We start from the raw sequence: 19,995 nt of genomic DNA, 5'->3' as shown, positions 1-19,995 counted from the left end.
GACAAGGAAGGCTTCGGCAGCTTTGCATCGCAATCAGACAAATCGTACTTTATTTTCGAGGTGTCTTCGTGTATTTCTTCCGCTGAGGATAGTGCAGAATCTAGTAACAAAAGAATAGAAACCCCACTAACTATCGACACTGAGTCTAGCAGAATACTGGAGACTCGTGTGTGAATAGCAACTAATGCCAGGTCTGAAATCACAATTCATTTGTTCGCACATTACATCAACTATGCATTTTTGTCTTAATATTTTAAGAGCAACATCCAATAATGAGACCCTGATCCTTACTTCAAATTGTCACGCCAGCCGATTAACTTTTCTTTTTCACTTTGAGTTAGCTTCTGGTCTACAACTAGAGCCTCAACCAATTGGTCAAAATTAGTAATTGTTGCAAACGGAAGTTCTGCATCAGTAAACTGTGCTTTCGCCTTTTCTAATCCATATGTAAAGATCGCAAAGACACTAATTACTTCTGCTTTCTCTTGTTGCAATGCTTTGGCAGCTTCAATCGCTGATCCGCCTGTCGATATCAAATCTTCAATGACAAGAACTTTTTGCCCTTTTAATAATTGTCCCTCTATTTGATTTTCTTTGCCATGTCCCTTAGGCTTGGATCGAACGTATACCATTGGTAATTGTAAGCGGTCAGCTAACCATGCAGCATGGGGAATGCCAGCTGTAGCACAACCGGCAATAACATCTGGTTTCTGATCGAGCTTCTCTATCATCGTAATAAATGCTTCTGTAATTTTATTGCGAATGAAAGGATATGACATTGTTAAACGATTATCACAATATATTGGTGACTTTATCCCCGATGTCCATGTGAAATAATGATCTGCATTAATTTGTACTGCTTTAATTTCTAATAAATCTCTTGCCAATTCTTCATTTAGCGCCATTTTCCCACTCCTCTATTGCTTGTCTGTACGCTTGATATGGGTTTTCTGCTTTTGTTATGCTTCTACCTATCACTAGGATATCTGCATTATTTTCTCTAGCGAATTTCGGTGTTGCAACTCGTTTTTGATCATCAATGCTAGAATTAGCTAATCGTATTCCGGGTGTCACGGTTAAAAAGGAAGAACCACATTTTTCTTTAATTGAACCTGCTTCGTGAACCGAACAGACAACACCATCTGCGCCGCTCTGCTCTGCAATATCTGCTAAATGTACGGCACTATCTTTAAGCTCACCAGAGATTAATAGTTGATTATTCATCGTTTCTTTATCATGAGAAGTTAAGATAGTAACAGCAATTAATTTGGTTTTGCGTTTAGGAGAACCACTGAGCAATCCTTCTTTTGCATGTTTTATCATTTCACTGCCGCCAAGTGCGTGGACATTAACAATATCCACTTCTAGTGCAGCAAGATTTTTCATTGCCCTCATTACTGTTGTCGGGATATCATGCAGTTTCAAGTCTAGAAATATCGGATGATTATTGGCTTTTAACTTTTCAATAATAGCTGGTCCCTCACGAAAGAATAGCTCCATCCCTACTTTAACAGGGACACCATGAAGCTGATTATCTTCAAGAAATTGATCCGTGACTTCCCATGTCGGAAAATCAAGAGCCAAATAAATTGCGTTATTCATCATATAAATACCGCCTTTCCGATTGCCTCTTGAACAGAAGATAAGCCATTACGCTTCAACACATCTGGTAAATCAGCAATAATTTCCTTACAAACTAGTGGGTTACTGAAATTAGCAGTTCCAACTGCAACCGCATCTGCACCAGCTAATAAAAATTCCAGTACATCTTCTGCATTACAAATGCCACCCATACCGATAATTGGTAAATCTACGTGCTGCTTCACTTCATAAATCATCCGGATAGCGATTGGTTTAATCGCAGGACCTGACAAACCACCTGTTTTATTCGCGATCAGCGGACGTCTTGATGGGAGGTGAATTTGCATTCCGGTCAATGTATTAATCATTGATAGACCATCAGCACCTGCCGCTTCCACTGCTTTTGCCATTGCAACAATATCGGTAACATTAGGTGAGAGTTTTACATATATTGGTAGTTTGCTTACTCTTTTTACTCTTTCTGTTACTTTTGCAGCCATTTGTGGATCTGTTCCAAATTGGATGCCACCTTCCTTTACATTTGGACAAGATATATTTAATTCCAATGCATGTACATGTTCCGTATCGTTAAATGCTTCTGCTACCATCTCGTATTCCTCAATCGTACTTCCAGCAATATTGGCAATAATAGAAGTATCATATTCAGCTAAGAAAGGCACCTCCTGTTCAATTATATGATTGACACCTGGATTTTGTAAGCCGATGGCATTAAGCATTCCTGAAGCAGTTTCAGCGACCCGTGGTGTTGGATTTCCTAATCTAGCAGTTCCCGTCGCTGCCTTCATTATCACTGCCCCAAGTTCACTTAAGTCATAAAAATTACTATATTCATATCCAAATCCGAAACACCCCGAGGCAGGCATAATAGGATTTTTCAAATTCAAACCTGGTAATACTACCGCTAACTCGTTCATATTATTACCTCCTCCGCACTAAATACAGGTCCATCACTGCATATTTTTTTATAACCACTTTGATTATTTGCTGGTATCATGCAAGCAAGACAGGCACCTACACCACAGCCCATCCGCTCCTCCAAGGAAATATAACCACGTTTCCCAATTAATTTATCCGTTATTGCTTTTATCATTGGGAGTGGTCCACAAGTGTAATAACAATCAAAATTCCCTACCTGATCCAATAAATCTGTTACAAATCCTTCTTCTCCATAAGAACCATCGTCAGTCACAATATACGTTTCTGCAACTTGATTAAACTTTTCTTCATAGAAAACATTTTCCGCTGTTTGAAATCCTAGTATCGCAATAACATTAACATTCTGCTCTGCTAGCTGCTTACCAAGGTAATACATCGGTGGTACACCGATCCCACCGCCTATCAAAAGAACAGTTTTCTTCTCATTTTGTTCAGACGGAAAACCATTTCCACTCGGACCAAGTGCATCAATTTGCTGCCCCACTCTGTATTCTGCTAAACGTTTCGTGCCACTTCCAACTACTTTGAAAAGAATCGTGACGATATGATTCTGTTTATCTATATCAGCTATGGAAATCGGTCTTCCCAACGTATGACCTTCCATTAAAATATGGAGGAATTGCCCTGGCACCGCGTTTTCACTAATATGGATATTCTCTAACTTCATTTCGAACGTGGCTTTCGCAATCTGTTTCGTTGCAATAATTGTCAGCTTTTCTTTTTTCATGGTTGAACAACCTCTTTATTTGTCATTGAATTTGCGGTTAGAGTTGTAGCATCGATTACGTTTAGTATTGCATTTGCTGTATCTAAATTAGTTAAACAGGCTATTCCATGCTCTACAGCTTGACGACGAATTAAAAATCCGTCCGAACGTGGCTGCTTACCCGAATTTAATGTATTCACTACAAATTGTACTTGCCCTTTTTCAATAATGGAAAGGACATTTGGCTTTTCTGCGCCTACCTTCTGTACAGCTGTAATCGGAATTCCTGCTAGTTTTACAAAAGCAGCTGTCCCCTCTGTTGCAAATAATTCAAATCCCAGCTCATGGAAGCGTTCTGCAATATTGAGCATTTCAGCTTTATCCTTATCGGCGACGGTTAGTAATACGCCACCTTCTTGAGGGATCTTGATTCCAGCAGCAAGCAATCCTTTAAATAAAGCTTTTTCTAAGTTTCTATCATAACCGATTGCCTCTCCGGTTGATTTCATTTCTGGCCCAAGAATCGTATCCACGCTGCGCAATTTTTCAAAAGAAAAGACGGGAATCTTAACCGCAACATCATCTATATCTGGAAGAATCCCAGATTCATAACCTAAGTCGGTTAGTTTCATACCAAGGATTGCTTTTGTTGCCAGATTAGCCATAGGCACACCAGTAATTTTACTTAAAAACGGAATGGTTCTACTTGCTCGTGGATTCACTTCAAGGACATATACATCCTCATCACGAATAATAAATTGAATGTTAATCAGACCTTTTACCTGCAGTCTTCGCGCAATTTTAATTGCTGCATCGACACATTTCTGTTTGACGTTATCGCCCATTCTTTGTGGTGGGTAAACTGCCATCGAATCGCCTGAATGTACGCCAGCGCGCTCAATATGCTCCATAATTCCCGGCAATATCACAGTCTCCCCGTCGCTGATTGCATCAACTTCTGCTTCCATACCTGTAATATATTTATCGATTAGCAGCGGATGCTCTGGACTCGCATTTATTGTTTTATTTAAATATAACTGCAGATCATGATCATCATAAACAATTTCCATTTTGCTTCCACCAATTACGTAAGAAGGTCTTACGAGTACCGGATAACCAACCCAATTTGCAACTTCAATCGCTTGGTCAAAATTGCGAACTGCCTTACCTTTTGGGCGAAGGATTGCCAATTCATCCAGTAAGTCTTCGAATTTGTCACGATCCTCTGCACGGTCAATCGATTCCAAGCTTGTTCCTAGAATATTAACCCCCCTGCGTTCAAGTCCTGCTGCTAAATTAATTGCGGTTTGCCCACCAAACTGGACAATTACACCCTCTGGATTTTCTAATGCAATGACATGCATGACATCTTCCAATGTAAGAGGTTCAAAATAAAGCTTGTCAGAGATACTAAAATCTGTAGAAACCGTTTCTGGATTATTGTTCATAATAATTGATTCATATCCCATTTCCCTAATGGCAAGAACGGAATGAACGGTAGCATAATCAAATTCAATTCCTTGACCAATCCGAATTGGACCAGAGCCAAGAACGAGAATCTTTTTACGCTCCGTAGCAATCGATTCGTTCTCCTCTTCATACGAGCTATAAAAGTATGGAGTCTCAGATTCGAATTCCGCTGCACATGTATCTACCATTTTATAGACCGGCGTTATGTTTTTCTTCTGCCGCTGTTCATACACGTAATCAACGGATACATTCCATAGTCTAGCAATCTGTGCATCTGAAATTCCAATGCGTTTTGCTTTCATTAATATTTCCTTAGAAAGACGATTATTTACTAGTTCCGTTTCAAACATGATTAATTGTTGTATTTTTACAAGGAAAAAACGATCGATTTTTGTATAGTCAAAGATCGTCTCAACAGATACCCCTCGACGAAATGCCTCTGCAATAACAAAAATACGTTCATCATCCGCTGATTTCATCCGATTTTCCAATTCAACTGTTGCTGCTTCTTCTAATGATTTCAGCCATAACTCGTGTGAACCATGGTCAAGAGAACGGATACCCTTTAATAGTGACTCCTCGAAACTTCTCCCAATCGCCATGATTTCACCGGTAGCCTTCATTTGGGTTCCAAGCTTTCTGTCACCCGCTGTAAACTTATCAAATGGGAAGCGTGGGAATTTCGTAACGATATAATCAAGTGTCGGTTCAAATAATGCATATGTATTTCCTGTAATCGGATTGATAATCTCATCCATCGTGTACCCTACTGCTATTTTTGCTGCTACTTTTGCAATTGGATATCCTGTTGCTTTTGATGCCAGCGCAGAGGATCTGCTTACTCTTGGGTTCACTTCGATAATATAATAGTTGAAACTATTTGGGTCGAGTGCCAGTTGGACATTACATCCACCTTCAATCCCCAGTGAACGAATAATTTTAAGAGAAGCGTTGCGTAATAGCTGGTGCTCACGATCACTTAAGGTTTGTGAAGGAGCAACAACAATCGAATCACCAGTATGTATACCCACCGGATCAATATTTTCCATATTACAAACAACAATAGCTTGATCCTTTTTATCACGAATCACTTCATATTCAATTTCTTTAAATCCAGCGATATTTCGTTCAATTAGACACTGATTTACTGGTGATAATGCCAAACCATTTCTAGTAATCTCCGTTAATTCTGTTTCGTTATAACACATTCCACCGCCAGTTCCTCCTAATGTATATGCTGGGCGTACAATTAGTGGAAAGCCAATCTCTTTTGAAAAATCAATTGCCTCTTTTACAGTATGCACTATTCTGCTATCAGGTACAGGCTCATTGATCTCTTGCATTAAACTTCTGAATTTCTCTCGATCCTCTGCTTTTTGAATTGCTTCTAATGATGTACCTAATAATTCAACATCATACTTGGATAATATTCCATTATTCTCCAATTCAATTGCTAAGTTTAATCCAGTTTGCCCTCCTAATGTAGCTAAAAGTGCATCCGGCCGTTCCTTACGAATAATCTTTGTTAAAAATTCAACCGTTAATGGCTCCATATATACTTTATCTGCTACTGTATGATCAGTCATAATCGTTGCTGGATTGGAATTTGCTAAGATGACAGTGTACCCTTCATCCTTCAGCGTTTGACATGCCTGTGTACCTGAATAATCAAATTCAGCTGCTTGACCAATTACAATTGGACCTGACCCGATTACTAGAATTTTATTGATTGCAGTATTTTTAGGCATATGCTTCCTCCTCATTCTTACTTGATTTAATCATTTGCAAAAATCGATCAAATAAATAATTCGTATCTTCAGGACCTGGTGCTGCTTCTGGGTGATATTGGACGGAAAACGCAAGATGCTTTATATGTGCGATTCCTTCCACTGTGTCATCATTTAGCGCCACTTGTGTCAATTCTAATTCTGTATTTTCGAGTGATGCTTTACTTACTGTATAACTATGATTTTGAGAGGTTAAGTAAGTTTTATTTTTGCGAATATCTTTAACAGGATGGTTAGCACCTCTGTGACCAAATTTCATTTTCTTTGTATCTGCACCATTTGCAAGCGCTAATAATTGATGTCCTAGACATATTCCAAAGATAGGAATCTTTCCAATTACTTGTTTAATCATTTCTATAGCTTCCGGCACATCTTTAGGATCTCCTGGTCCATTTGTAAGCAACATGCCATCAGGTTTTAAACGCAATATATTTTCTGCACTATAGTTATAAGGAACAACCGTAATATGACAGTCACGTTTGGTTAGTTCACGAAGTATGCCATGTTTAGCACCAAAGTCAACCATTACAATTCGCATTCCTCTTCCGGGTACAACATAAGGTTTTATGGTGGAGGTCATTTTAACTTGGTCTGTTGGTAATTTCATTTCTTTCAACTGACTAACAATATCTTCTGCTGACTTGCTGGTATCTGTAATCATAGCTTTCATTGTTCCATGTTTTCGAATAATCTTTGTTAGTTTCCTAGTATCAATACCAGAAATACCTGGGATATCATGCGCTTTTAGAAAATGATCCAGGCTTTCATCATTTCTAAAATTAGAAGGATGTTCACTCACTTCTTTTACCACAAAGCCCTTAATAAATGGTGTTACTGTTTCAAAATCATCACGGTTTATTCCGTAATTACCGACTAGCGGATAAGTCATTGTTACGATTTGTCCATAGTACGATGGGTCTGTAATAACTTCTTGATAACCAGTCATACCTGTATTAAACACCACTTCTCCTGATGATAAACGATCGCTGCCAAATCCTTTACCTATGAAAACCGTTCCATCCTCAAGAACCAATTGTCGTTTGTACATGAAAATCCTCCTCGTTAATGTAAACTACATTTCCCTCTGAGATTGTTAATACTGGAGAACCTGCAACCTTCCACCTGTCGAATGGTGTATTTTTTCCTTTCGACAAAAAATTTTCTTTTTGAATAATCGATTCTCTTTCTAAATTCACCACTGTGATATCAGCTACTCGATTTTCTTCTAATACTCCATAGGGCAGATTAAATACTTTGGCTGGTTTAACCGTTATCCATTCAACAAGCTGATGCAATGTAACCTTTTCTTGTTTCACTAAGTATGTATATAGAAGTGGGAAAGCCGTCTCTAAGCCAACAATTCCAAATGGTGCATGAAGAAATCCTTTTTCCTTCTCATCTGCAGCATGTGGTGCATGATCTGTTGCAATAAAATCTATCGTACCATCAAGCAGACCTGCAAGTAGTGCTTGTTGATCCTCTGCTGCACGTAACGGTGGATTCATTTTGTAATTTGCATCATCTGTCATAATCGAACCTTCATTCATCAATAAATGATGTGGTGTTACTTCAGCAGTAACATTGATTCCTGCTCGCTTTGCATCACGAATAATACGAACGGATTCTTTTGTACTTACATGACAAACATGATAATGACAGCCCGTTGCTTCTGCTAGTAGCACATCTCTAGCAATTTGTACCGATTCACTTAATGAAGGAATACCAGGTAAGTTTAAGCGATTGCTAACCTCTCCGTCATGCACGACCCCATTATAGACAATTGAATTATCCTCGCAATGCGCTACAATTGAAGCACCACATGCTGACGCTTCTTTCATCGCCGCAAGCATAAAATCTGCCGTTTGAATTCCTACTCCATCATCAGTAAAGGCAAACATCCCCATTTCAGTGAGTGTTTTAATATCTGTTCTTTCCTCGCCTTTTAATCCTTTTGTAATTGCCGCATATGGAAGTACACGAATGACTGCATCTTCGTTAATTTTTGCAAACAACGCGTGGACGCTTGCTTCATTATCTGGTACTGGATTCGTATTTGGCATAGCACAGACCGTTGTAAATCCACCTCTTGCAGCAGCTTCAGTACCAGTCTTGATTGTTTCTTTATGCTCGCCACCTGGTTCGCGTAAATGGATATGCACATCGATAAATCCTGGCAGTATTAAGTTCCCTTTAAGGTCAATGATTTCATCCGCTTGTTCTGCTGATAAGTCACGATCTATCTTTTCAATTATATTATTGTTAATTAATACTTCGCAGGCTTCTATTCCACTGGTTTCTAATAACCGTTTCGCGTTTTTCAATCGAGTTTTCATTATAAATCCCCCATTCCTGTAATACATGCTTAATAATTGCCATGCGGACATAGACACCATTTTCCATCTGTTTAAAAATTCGGGAACGATTGCATTCCACAAGGTCTGTATCAATCTCTACCCCTCTGTTGATTGGTGCTGGGTGCATGATAATTGCTTTCTTTTTCATTTTCTTTTCTCGTTCTTTCGTTAACCCATATAGCTGTAAGTAATTATTTGTTTCTGCTTTTTCTTCATGTCTTTCATGTTGAATTCTTAACAGCATGACAACATCAGCAAGTTCCACAGCCTGATCCATCGTAATATATGGAAATTCTAATGTTTCATCAATGAATTCGGGTGCAGCACATAAGAATACTTTTGCCCCCAATTTTTTTAATGCAATGGCATTAGAACGAGCGACACGACTATGTTTTATGTCGCCAACCACAACAATGTTTAATCCTCTGAATCTACCATACTCCTGATAAATTGTTAGTAAGTCTAGCATGCATTGACTTGGATGTTCCTCTTTTCCAGCACCGGCATTAATTACTGGAATTGTTAGTCCCTGTTCAAGCTCTTCGAACCATGTATCGGATGCATCACGAATAACTAAAAAATTTGCCCCAATTGCTTCGAATGTCTTTGCCGTATCATATAATGACTCCCCTTTTAATACGCTCGAGCTCTCCATATGAAAATCCAAAACCTCTACTCCAAGCTTTCTTTCTGCAACAATGAAACTCATTTTAGTTCTTGTACTCGGCTCAAAGAATAGATTACCAGCAAATAATTGCTTCGAAATGCTAGTTTCATTTTTTCTATATTTCTCAGCATCACTTAATATCGAATAGATATCATTTACTGATAATTGATTCATCGAAATAAAATGTCTCATTAATAGAATGCCTCCTTTTGAGTGAAATTCTCTGCATAAAAAAAACCTCTTTGCCTAAGGATGCAAAGAGGTACACCTGTACTCATATATACAGATTTCCTTCAAAACAACCTTATAAATCTCTCTGGATTTATTTAAAAGTTGAATAATCTATTCATATATAGAAACTGAATCAACGTCGTCTATTTCATTTAATTGGACGACAATTATCTCCTTATCTGAAGTTGGAATATTTTTCCCAACATAGTCTGCACGGATTGGTAATTCGCGATGTCCTCGATCAACTAGAACACCCAGTTGAATTTGTGAAGGTCTCCCAATGTCCATTACAGCGTCCATTGCTGCTCTAACAGTTCTACCAGTGTAAAGCACATCATCAATTAAAATCACTTTCTTGCCGGTAATATCATTATTAATTGAGGTGGACTTCAATTCCGGTTCTTCACTTTTACTCGCTTTTGTTAAATCATCACGATATAAAGTAATATCAAGTTCACCTACAGGAACGTCAATCGACTCAATTTGTTTGATTTTTTCTTGTAATCGATTTGTAAGTGGCACACCTCTTGTTTTAATACCAATTAATACAAGCTCTTCTCCACCCTTATTCTTCTCAAGAATTTCATGAGCCATCCTTGTTAGTGCACGGTTCATCGCTGCTGCATCTAATATTTCTGTTTTTTTCTTCATTAAGAGTCAATTCCTTTCTGCCTAAGAACAAGAAAACCCCTTTTTCCATGAGGAAAAGGGGTTTCTGATATATGTATCTCCACATATATGTCACGTTCCTTTTTAGCCTCACAGGACTATTCTTAAAGGTCATTTATAATTATATTCATTATTACAGACTAACTCGCTTCTGTCAATATAATTTTTCAATATAATCAAGTACTTCTGCAAAATACGCAGGTGCATCAGCTTGAAATTCCATCCATTTCTTTGTACGCGGATGGGTAAAGCCTAATACTTTCGCATGTAATGCTTGACCATCTATATCCATTGTTTTTCTAGGACCATATTTTGGATCGCCAACTAATGGATAACCAATATATTTCATGTGTACACGAATTTGATGAGTTCTTCCGGTTTCCAGTCTACACTCTATATGTGTATAATCCGGAAAACTTTCAATTACTTTAAAGTGTGTGACTGCTGGTTTTCCATCATCAACAATTCCCATCTTTTGTCGATCTTTAGGATCTCTACCAATTGGTGCATCAATTATTCCAGTTGAGTGAGGTATTTCTCCGTGAACGATTGCCTCATATACACGGTTTACTTTTTTGGCAGCCAATTGCTCTGATAAATTTACGTGTGTAAAGTCATTTTTAGCAACGACTAATAATCCACTTGTATCCTTATCAATTCGGTGAACAATTCCTGGTCTTTCGACACCATTAATTCCTGATAAATCTTTACAATGATAGAGCAATGCATTTACTAGTGTACCACCTTGATGTCCCGCAGATGGGTGAACAACCATTCCTTTAGGTTTATTTACAACTAATAAATCACTATCTTCATAGACAATTGTTAATGGGATATTTTCCGCAGTTAATTCAAGTGGAACTACTTCTGGAATCGACCATTCTACCTCGTCACCAACCTGAACCTTATAGTTCGCCTTTACAATTTCGTCATTCACTTTAACATGTTCCTTCACAATCCAGGTTTGCACTTGTGATCGTGACTCTTCAGGATTTAATTCAGATAAGAGTTTATCAATTCTTACCTTTGCTTGCTCTTCTGTTACTATATGTTGAAAAGAAGTCATTTCGTTGTTTTTCCTTTCTTTCTTTCATCGAGTATTGTTGCAATAATTACTAAAATAACCCCAACTGTTAGTGCCGAATCTGCGATATTAAATATCGGGAAGTTATAATTAAAAATATAAAAATTAAAGAAGTCTACAACTTCTTGACGGAAAAGACGATCAATGAAGTTGCCAATCGCACCACCCAAAATAAAGCTTAAAGCTACTGCAAGAAGTTTATCGTTTTTAGCATGTTTTTGCATATAATAGACAACACCGATTACGACAATCACTGTTACAATATAGAAAAACAGCATCTTACCTTCCAGAATACCCCAAGCCGCACCTGAATTCCGATGTGAAGTAATATAAAAGAAATCTTGAATTACTGTAATAGATTCCCCGAGCTCCATCGTTTTTACAATGTTCCATTTGGTTAGCTGATCAAATGCAATGATAATGAGTGCGATAATGTAGTATAGAAGCATCTGCTATCCCCCGATTCTTTCCTAATTCCTATTTATCTTATACTTTACAACAAATAATTTCAACAATTACTACAGTCTTTTATTCCATCGCATCATTTTGTCTATAAACTGTTACCCAAAAAAAGGTAGCCAGTTAACTATTGTGTGATATAAACCTTCGAACTAGGCGCAACGTTGATTTCCGCTGCGAACAGTCGCGCATCCGGAGGGCAACGCGGTCTGCTCCATCGGAAGAAAATCACTTCCAATGGATCTTCAGCCGTTGCTATTCCCGCAGGAGTTTCCTGTCCTCCGCTACAATCAACGGTCACGAGAGAGGCAGACTCCATCCTCTCTTATAAGGAAATAGATTAACTATTATAATTCACACAATCCCAGCGTAGAAAATACACGAAGACTCCTACGGGAGGAAGGGCCTAGGTGAGACTTCGAAGTGCGACAGCACAAGAAGGCTCACCAGCCCCCCGCGGAAAGCGAAGTGTATTTTCGGAGCGGTCGGTCCGTGAGCATCCATCTTCATAAGTTAGTCCGCAGTTTATCTAAATAACTAAAAACAAGTCAAAGTATGCCTAAAGATAAAAACACTCCCCTGTTAAGAGGAGTATTTCATTATTTAAGCTGTGTAGTGCTCTTTCACTACAGTCGCACAGCGATCACATAATTCAGGATGATCGTGATCATGGCCAACTGTATCAGTAGAAACCCAGCAGCGTTCACACTTTTCACCAGGATGTTTCTCTACAACAACATCTACACATTTATATTCTTTCGCATTTTCAGCGGCATCAACTACATTTGCTTCTGATACAATTAAATACTGGTGCAAATGCTCCATTGAGAGTAATACTTCTTTTGTTTGTTCATCTTTCGGTACTAGTGTTAATTTAGCTTCTAATGATTTACCAATTACCTTCTCATTTCTTGCTTCTTCTAATGCTTTCATAACATCATCACGAACAGCCATAAAATGTTCCCATTTCGCTTCGATTTTCTCGTAATCGGCAACTTCTCTCGCTTCAGGAATATCTGTTAACTGTACACTTTCCTCTTCAACGCCGGGGATATACTCCCATACTTCATCTGTTGTATGTGGAATAATTGGCGTTAATAATTTTACTAAAGTAGTTAAAATTTCATAATATCCAGTTTGGATGCTGCGGCGACGTTTATTATCAGCAGCCTCAATATATAAGATATCCTTTGCGAAATCTAAATAGAATGAACTTAAATCAACTGCACAGAAATTATGAATTTGATGGAAAATTGGTGAGAATTCATATTTCTCATAGTTCTCACGCACGTCACTCACTACTTGCTGTAAGCGGTGGAGCATGTAACGATCCACTTCTTCTAATTCCTGTTCTGGTACACGATCTTTTACTGGATCGAAATCAGCCAAGTTCGCAAGCATGAAACGGAATGTGTTGCGGATTTTACGATACGACTCAGATACTTGTTTTAGAATATCGTCAGAAATACGAACATCCGCTTGATAATCTACAGATGATACCCAAAGACGTAAGATATCTGCTCCAAGCTGTTTCTGAACCTTCGATGGAAGAATAACGTTACCTAGAGATTTACTCATTTTTCTACCGTTACCGTCCAATACAAAACCATGGCTAATGACATTTTTATAAGGTGCTTTCCCTGTTACTGCAACAGCTGTTGAGATAGAAGAGTTAAACCAGCCACGATATTGGTCACTACCTTCTAAATAAACATCGGCAGGTCGTGTATGATCTTCACGTCCAAGTAATACTGCTTGGTGAGATGATCCGGAATCAAACCAAACGTCCATGATATCTGTTTCTTTTGTAAAAGTACCATTTGGACTATGCTCTGAAGTAAATCCTTCTGGTAACAAGTCTTTTGCTTCACGTTCAAACCAAACATTTGAACCAAATTCTCCAAACAGATTCACAACATGTTCAATCGTTTCATCCGTAATAATTGGCGTACCGTCTTCACCATAAAATACCGGAATCGGAACTCCCCATGCACGTTGACGAGAGATACACCAGTCCTCGCGATCACGCACCATGTTATATAGCCTTGTTTCTCCCCAGTTTGGATACCAATTAATTTTCTTGATTTCATCTAAAATATCATGACGGAAGTCTTTAATAGACGCAAACCATTGTGCTGTCGCACGGAAGATGGTTGGCTTCTTCGTACGCCAGTCATGTGGATAGGAGTGTGTAATAAACGTTAATTTCAACAATGCACCTTGTTCTTCTAGCTTCTCTGTGACAACTTTATTTGCATCTTCATAAAATAGTCCTTCAAACCCTGGTGCTTCTTCAGTCATGACACCCTTATCATCGACAGGGCAAAATGCTTCGATCCCGTATTTCTTACTTACGTAGAAGTCATCTTCCCCATGTCCTGGAGCAGTATGAACACAACCTGTACCCGCGTCAGTTGTTACATGCTCCCCTAACATTACTAAAGAGTCACGATCATAGAAAGGATGCTTCGTTACAACACGATCTGCTTCTCTTCCTTTAAATGATTTAACGACTTCTGGATTTTCCCATCCTAATTCTTCAGCAACGGTGTCTAATAATGCTTGTGCAACTACATATTTCTCATTATTTACTTGAGCAACTACATATTCTAGATCTGGATGTATGCTTATTCCCAAGTTAGCAGGAAGGGTCCATGGTGTTGTTGTCCAAATAACAACCTTCTCACCACCATCAAGTACGTTCTTCCCATCGGTTACTTCAAATGTTACATAAATCGATGCTGAGCGTTTATCTTGGTATTCAATTTCTGCTTCTGCAAGAGCAGACTCAGATGAAGGTGACCAATAAACTGGTTTTAATCCTTTATAAATATAGCCTTTTTTCGCCATTTCACCGAAAACCTGGATCTGTGCTGCTTCATAATCCTTCGTTAACGTAATATAAGGATTATCCCAATCCGCACGAACACCTAATTGCTTAAACTGATCACGCTGATTGTTTACTTGGCCAAGTGCATATTCTGCACAGAGCTTTCTAAATTCAGCTATACTCATTTCTTTTCTTTTTACTTTTTTATTCTTTGTAAGTGCTGTTTCAATTGGTAAACCATGTGTATCCCATCCTGGAACATATGGTGCGTGATATCCTGACATAGAACGATAACGTGTAATAAAATCCTTTAGAATTTTATTAAGTGCATGCCCAATGTGTAAATCTCCATTCGCATATGGTGGGCCATCATGCAAAATAAACGTTGGTCTTCCTTTTGTACGTTCTAAGCCTTTTTCGTAAATATTCTCGTCTCTCCATGCTTGTTGACGAATTGGTTCTTTATTTGGTAAATTTCCTCGCATTGGAAATGCAGTTTTTGGCATTAATAATGTGTCTTTGTAATCCATTTTAACTCCTCCTAGATTGGTATTCTAATCGCATTCTGCTTAAAAATAGAAAAAGCCCTCTAATCCCAAAAAGGGACGAGAAGACTCGCGGTACCACCCTTATAAATTTAGAAAGCGAAGGCAAATGCCTTACTTGCATCTCTTTTTACTGGAAATACATGCTTTTAAATTCACTCGACTTCCATAACGGGGAATACCGTCCATTAATACTTAATTTCTTAATGGATACTCAAGAGTGATTTTCTAAAAGTATTACTGTATCAGGCTTTCACCAACCCCTGATTCGCTTATCAGCAATTACCATTATACTGTCTCTGTCATCGTATATATTATATATATTATGTTACAATTCTGTAATACGAATTATATGTAATATTCCTGTTTTCGTCAAGACTTACTATTTATTTTCGATTAAATCCAGGTCTTCGCCTAGCTCAGTATCAAATAATTGATCCCAATCATCCGTTCCAATCATTTCTAATTGTGCTTCAACCAACATCTTTAATCTCGTACGGAATACTTTTGCTTGCTTCTTCAATTCTTCGACATCCATTGATATTCTGCGTGATTTACTTAGTGCTTCATTAATTATTCGATCCGCATTCTTCTCAGCTTCTTTAATGATTAATTTTGATTCCTTCATTGCGTTGCCTTTTACTTCTTCAGCTGTTTCTTGGGCAACAAGGATAGATTTATTCAATGTTTCTTCGATATTCGTAAAATGCCCCAGCCTCTCTTCAAGCTGTGTTACTTTTTCTTTTAATTCCTTTTTTTCTCGAATTGCCATTTCATAATCTTTAATTACCTGATCGAGGAATTCGTTTACCTCGTCCTGGTCATATCCACGTAAACTTTTCGTAAATGCTTTGTTATGAATATCTAATGGTGTTAATGGCACAGTGGCCACCTCCTTGGAAAATTAACTTAATATTTGTCGCTTTTATAGGTGTTCAAAAAGTTCGGTAAAAATTACACATCGTTGTTTCAAGTAGATCCTGTTTATCCTCTAATTAAACATGTACCTTTAATATCATTCGACAAGAATCAGCGAAATCCTGCAATGGAGATATATTTTATTTCATCATTGCTGTCGTAATTCGCCATTTGTCCTTTTTCGATTGACCGTTTATCGTTACTAGCTTACTTCTACCCTTTCCGCGAACTGAGATAAGGTCGCCAGGTTCAACTGTAAACTTGCCATCCTCGACTACCCTATGATTTACCTTCACGAATTGCTTTGTAATCAGGTCTGTCGCATCTTTTCTTGATATCCGGTAAATTTCTTTTACTACTGCGTCTAAACGCAAGGAGGAGACAGTCTTATCCGATTCAACCCAGTCAGCAGCATTGGTTAGCAATGAATGACTTGGTTTCTCCTCAAACTTGATCGTCGCATTCTTTATCGATGTGAGATTTGTAATTACATAAGAAGCGATGTCATTCGTCATAATGATTTGGATGACCCCATCCTTTACATAAATATCACCAAGTTTTTTTCGAATGATTCCGAGAGATAAAAAAGCGCCCATCACATCGCGATGCTCCAATGTGACGAATTTATCCTGATATGTTGCCTCTAATAAGGTTAGCTGGAAATTTCCATCTGTAATTACTTCATAGTAAGGTGCAATTATGACACGTTTGCGTTCACTTTGAACCGCACCGCCAAATTGATAGAGCTTCAATTCATCAATGCTTGTTCCAATTAACATCTCAATTATCTGTTGTTCACGAGGATCGAGAAAATCAGTTAACTTTGGTACAAAGGAATGTTCTACTTGTTCCTTCCATGAAAGAACTTGGTCGATAAATCCCTGTTCCTCTTTTCTGAAATGTTGATAGATATCCATGTTATCACCTTATTAAAGAAGGAACATTACAAAGAATTCTTGTAACCCAATTCTTGCTAAGTACAAAACAAAAATTGCTACAATTGGCGAGAAATCAATCATGCCTAGTGGTGGGATAAATCTTCGGAACACATCAAGATATGGGTCTACAATTTTTCCAAGCATCAACCCAAATGACGATTCACGCGCACCTGGAAACCATGACATGAAAATGTAGATAATTATTGCAAAATTATAGATTGTTAATGCTAAATTTAGTATCTTAAACAGTTCGTACATTGCGTGCTACCATCCTTTATTATAATCATCTTCAGCGGCATAATTTTCTGAGATTGTTCCAGATACATCGACGTTATCTGGTGTACAGAGGAATGTTTCTGCTCCAAGTTTTTGGATATCACCATTAACTGCATAAACTGTCCCACTTAGAAAGTCAACAATTCGTTTCGCTTGATCATGGTCAACCCGTTGAAGGTTAATAACGACCGCTCGACGATTTACTATATTATCCGCTATCTCCTGTGCTTCATTATAGTTTCTCGGCTCACATAGTACAACTTTAGACGATGGTTGTTGAATACTTGATAGACTAACGACATTTTGATTTTTCGGTTTAGGTGCTGTTATTTTACTCGTCTCTGGTAATTCTGATTCCTCAACATATTCATATTCATACTCATCATCCATCGAAAAGTAATTTTTAAGTTTATTTTTAATGCTCATTTGTACACCTCACTAATATTTGATTTTTTTAGTTCCCAACTAAATTCGAACCAATCCGAATATGGGTTGCTCCTTCTTCGATTGCTATCTCATAGTCATTACTCATTCCCATTGATAAAAAAGAACATGGTGCATGGTCATAATTAAGAGATTGAATCGAATCTCTTAGCACTGAAAGTTGCCTAAATACGGATCGAATCTTTTCCTCATCATCAATATGCGGTGCCATTGTCATTAAACCGATAATATGAACTTTTTCATATGCTGCAAGATTTTCTATAAATAGGAGGACCTCTTCAGGAGCAAGTCCATGTTTCGACTGTTCCCCACTCACATTTACTTGAATGAAACAGTCTACTCGTTTGCCCGCTCGTTTATTTATTTCTTTTGCAAGGGATAGGCGATCAAGTGAATGGAGGACATCTACTTTATCTATAATATCCTTTACCTTTCTTGATTGCAGGCTCCCAATAAAATGCCATTTTGCCCTTGTACCGATTTGATTGTATTTTTCTAAAAATCCTTCATTACGATTTTCACCAATATTTTCAATACCTGCTTCAATTGCCTCAATCGTTCGCTCTATTGTAACATATTTCGTTACCCCAATTATAGTAAGTTCTTCTGATTTTCGATTACTTCGAGCACAAGCTTCATTAATATTATGATTGATCATCTCTAAATTTGCTGCTACGTCCACGTTCTATTCCCCTTCCCAGCATCATCACTCTTGAAATCCTAGGAATCCTAGCATTCTTCCTGTTTTTCCGTTATCACGGCGATGTGAAAAAAACAACGCTTCATCTTGATGTGTGCAATAATTTGTTACCTCTATATTATGACGTAAAACACCAGATTGTAAAAGGATTTCTGCATTTAATTGTTTTAAATCTAATAAATAACGTTGATTGTCTTGTGGAGTAACAGTTTTTTGTCTATACTCCTTAGAAATTGCCTCTATGACACGATCATCTACTTCATATTTTTCCTGTGATATTGATGGTCCAATAGCTACTAGTAAATCTGCAGTATCTACACCAACTTCTTTTAATGCTTGTACCATTTGTTCTTGGATTCCATTTACTGTGCCTTTCCAACCTGCATGGGCAATTCCAATATATTCTGTAACTGGATCATAGAAATATAGAGGGACACAGTCAGCAAAAAATGCTGTACAAAGTATCCCTTTCTTATTAGTAATCAGTCCATCTATCCCTTTAATTGCGTTATCATAGGACTTAGCACCACGCCCTTTATCTCTGTCAACAATAATTTTAATATTCGTTCCATGTACTTGTTCCCCTGTTACCCAATTTTCAAGCGGCATGTTTAATTCTTTTGCTAATAACGTTCGATTTTCAATGACTGTTTCTGTCCTATCATTCACGTGAAGACCGCAATTGAACGTCCCAAATGGTGGACGACTTACCCCGCCATTCCTAGTCGTAAAGCCTGCTCTCAGGTTGGGATTACGTTTCTGCCAATTTTCGATATGTAAATAGGATTCATTCGACTGCTTAAATGGTTCTGACATGTATAAACCTCCTGAAAGTATGTTTGTATCATTTTATCATATTTTGCATGTTATTTATCTTTTTTTGGAAAATGCACCTCGGAAGATAGGGGTTGCTCATGCACATCTTTGACTAGAACAACATCTGAGCCAATTCGAATAATCTGTTCCCAGCGGATAACAAGCTCATCTACTTTTCCAAATAAACTGTTTCTCTTATCTTTTGCTATAAGAATGATTGCTGTTATTTTACCTGTATTCGTATTGATTTCTAGATCGGAAATATGTCCTAACCTTCGCCCATCATCAACAATTATCACTTCTTTTAATTGTAGCTCTGATAATTTTACCAATCTAATCACCGCCTTTATTTAACTATATGCGAGTGTTTTGGTTTTTTTCATCTGGAAATAAAAAAATAGAAGAAATCGTATTTGCAACAAACGATTTCTTCCATTTTTAGCTTATTTTGTACGGATTATATGTAAATTGCAGACTAGTATAGGGCTTAAGGCTCTCAGGCTAGTCGCTCAAGAATATTTACATCAACTTTTTAATTTGTAAAATCAGCTATAGTTTTAGAC

Annotated in this window: 19 protein-coding genes and 1 other annotated feature; all 19 genes read right to left on the bottom strand. The window is 37.8% G+C overall.

Annotated features, from left to right (window positions below; genetic code table 11):
- Positions 1-287 precede the first annotated feature (287 nt).
- Positions 288-905: an orotate phosphoribosyltransferase gene (gene pyrE / locus CUC15_RS08875; protein WP_114916316.1), complete on the bottom strand. Its 618-nt coding sequence runs from the start codon at positions 903-905 to the stop codon at positions 288-290.
- Positions 892-1,602: an orotidine-5'-phosphate decarboxylase gene (gene pyrF, locus CUC15_RS08870; RefSeq protein WP_114918421.1), complete on the bottom strand. Its 711-nt coding sequence runs from the start codon at positions 1,600-1,602 to the stop codon at positions 892-894. The genes pyrE and pyrF overlap by 14 nt, the downstream gene beginning before the upstream one ends.
- Positions 1,602-2,516: a dihydroorotate dehydrogenase gene (locus CUC15_RS08865; protein ID WP_114916315.1), complete on the bottom strand. Its 915-nt coding sequence runs from the start codon at positions 2,514-2,516 to the stop codon at positions 1,602-1,604. The genes pyrF and CUC15_RS08865 overlap by 1 nt, the downstream gene beginning before the upstream one ends.
- Entirely contained in the window at positions 2,513-3,265 is a 753-nt protein-coding gene (locus tag CUC15_RS08860; RefSeq protein WP_114916314.1) for a dihydroorotate dehydrogenase electron transfer subunit, read from the bottom strand. Before CUC15_RS08860 ends, CUC15_RS08865 begins: the two co-directional genes overlap by 4 nt.
- Entirely contained in the window at positions 3,262-6,462 is a 3,201-nt protein-coding gene (gene carB / locus CUC15_RS08855; RefSeq protein WP_114916313.1) for a carbamoyl-phosphate synthase large subunit, read from the bottom strand. Before carB ends, CUC15_RS08860 begins: the two co-directional genes overlap by 4 nt.
- Complete coding sequence (locus CUC15_RS08850) at positions 6,455-7,549, bottom strand: carbamoyl phosphate synthase small subunit (RefSeq protein WP_114916312.1); 1,095 nt, start codon at positions 7,547-7,549, stop codon at positions 6,455-6,457. The genes carB and CUC15_RS08850 overlap by 8 nt, the downstream gene beginning before the upstream one ends.
- Entirely contained in the window at positions 7,524-8,834 is a 1,311-nt protein-coding gene (locus tag CUC15_RS08845; RefSeq protein WP_114916311.1) for a dihydroorotase, read from the bottom strand. Before CUC15_RS08845 ends, CUC15_RS08850 begins: the two co-directional genes overlap by 26 nt.
- The gene (locus CUC15_RS08840) at positions 8,761-9,714 is read right to left on the bottom strand and encodes an aspartate carbamoyltransferase catalytic subunit (protein WP_114916310.1); all 954 of its coding nucleotides are present in this window, start codon (positions 9,712-9,714) and stop codon (positions 8,761-8,763) included. Before CUC15_RS08840 ends, CUC15_RS08845 begins: the two co-directional genes overlap by 74 nt.
- Before the next feature lie 150 nt (positions 9,715-9,864).
- Complete coding sequence (gene pyrR, locus CUC15_RS08835) at positions 9,865-10,404, bottom strand: bifunctional pyr operon transcriptional regulator/uracil phosphoribosyltransferase PyrR (protein ID WP_114916309.1); 540 nt, start codon at positions 10,402-10,404, stop codon at positions 9,865-9,867.
- Between the two features lie 172 nt (positions 10,405-10,576).
- Positions 10,577-11,488 carry an RluA family pseudouridine synthase gene (locus CUC15_RS08830; protein WP_114916308.1) on the bottom strand — a complete coding sequence of 304 codons (912 nt, stop codon included), beginning with the start codon at positions 11,486-11,488 and terminating at the stop codon, positions 10,577-10,579.
- The gene (gene lspA, locus CUC15_RS08825; protein WP_114916307.1) at positions 11,485-11,955 is read right to left on the bottom strand and encodes a signal peptidase II; all 471 of its coding nucleotides are present in this window, start codon (positions 11,953-11,955) and stop codon (positions 11,485-11,487) included. Before lspA ends, CUC15_RS08830 begins: the two co-directional genes overlap by 4 nt.
- 613 nt (positions 11,956-12,568) lie before the next feature.
- A complete protein-coding gene (gene ileS / locus CUC15_RS08820) occupies positions 12,569-15,325 on the bottom strand; it encodes an isoleucine--tRNA ligase (protein WP_114916306.1) in 2,757 nt (918 codons plus the stop codon).
- A 68-nt stretch (positions 15,326-15,393) separates the two neighbouring features.
- Positions 15,394-15,655: a binding site (T-box leader), on the bottom strand.
- Positions 15,656-15,722: 67 nt separating this feature from the next.
- Positions 15,723-16,223, bottom strand: a complete 501-nt coding sequence (locus tag CUC15_RS08815) for a DivIVA domain-containing protein (RefSeq protein ID WP_114916305.1) — start codon at positions 16,221-16,223, stop codon at positions 15,723-15,725.
- Positions 16,224-16,398: 175 nt separating this feature from the next.
- On the bottom strand, positions 16,399-17,175 hold the full coding sequence (locus tag CUC15_RS08810; RefSeq protein ID WP_114916304.1) for a YlmH family RNA-binding protein: 777 nt from the start codon (positions 17,173-17,175) through the stop codon (positions 16,399-16,401).
- A 12-nt stretch (positions 17,176-17,187) separates the two neighbouring features.
- The gene (locus CUC15_RS08805) at positions 17,188-17,454 is read right to left on the bottom strand and encodes a YggT family protein (RefSeq protein WP_114916303.1); all 267 of its coding nucleotides are present in this window, start codon (positions 17,452-17,454) and stop codon (positions 17,188-17,190) included.
- Positions 17,455-17,460: 6 nt separating this feature from the next.
- Complete coding sequence (locus CUC15_RS08800; protein WP_114916302.1) at positions 17,461-17,898, bottom strand: cell division protein SepF; 438 nt, start codon at positions 17,896-17,898, stop codon at positions 17,461-17,463.
- A 28-nt stretch (positions 17,899-17,926) separates the two neighbouring features.
- Entirely contained in the window at positions 17,927-18,598 is a 672-nt protein-coding gene (locus tag CUC15_RS08795; RefSeq protein ID WP_114916301.1) for a YggS family pyridoxal phosphate-dependent enzyme, read from the bottom strand.
- A 24-nt stretch (positions 18,599-18,622) separates the two neighbouring features.
- The gene (pgeF, locus tag CUC15_RS08790; RefSeq protein ID WP_114916300.1) at positions 18,623-19,432 is read right to left on the bottom strand and encodes a peptidoglycan editing factor PgeF; all 810 of its coding nucleotides are present in this window, start codon (positions 19,430-19,432) and stop codon (positions 18,623-18,625) included.
- Positions 19,433-19,482: 50 nt separating this feature from the next.
- Entirely contained in the window at positions 19,483-19,764 is a 282-nt protein-coding gene (locus CUC15_RS08785) for a YlmC/YmxH family sporulation protein (RefSeq protein WP_114916299.1), read from the bottom strand.
- Positions 19,765-19,995: the final 231 nt, after the last annotated feature.

This window comes from Oceanobacillus zhaokaii, from assembly GCF_003352005.1.
GTDB lineage: Bacteria > Bacillota > Bacilli > Bacillales > Amphibacillaceae > Oceanobacillus > Oceanobacillus zhaokaii.
The sequence above is the reverse complement of the archived record's forward strand: the minus strand, read 5'-3'. Positions and strand labels throughout refer to the sequence as shown.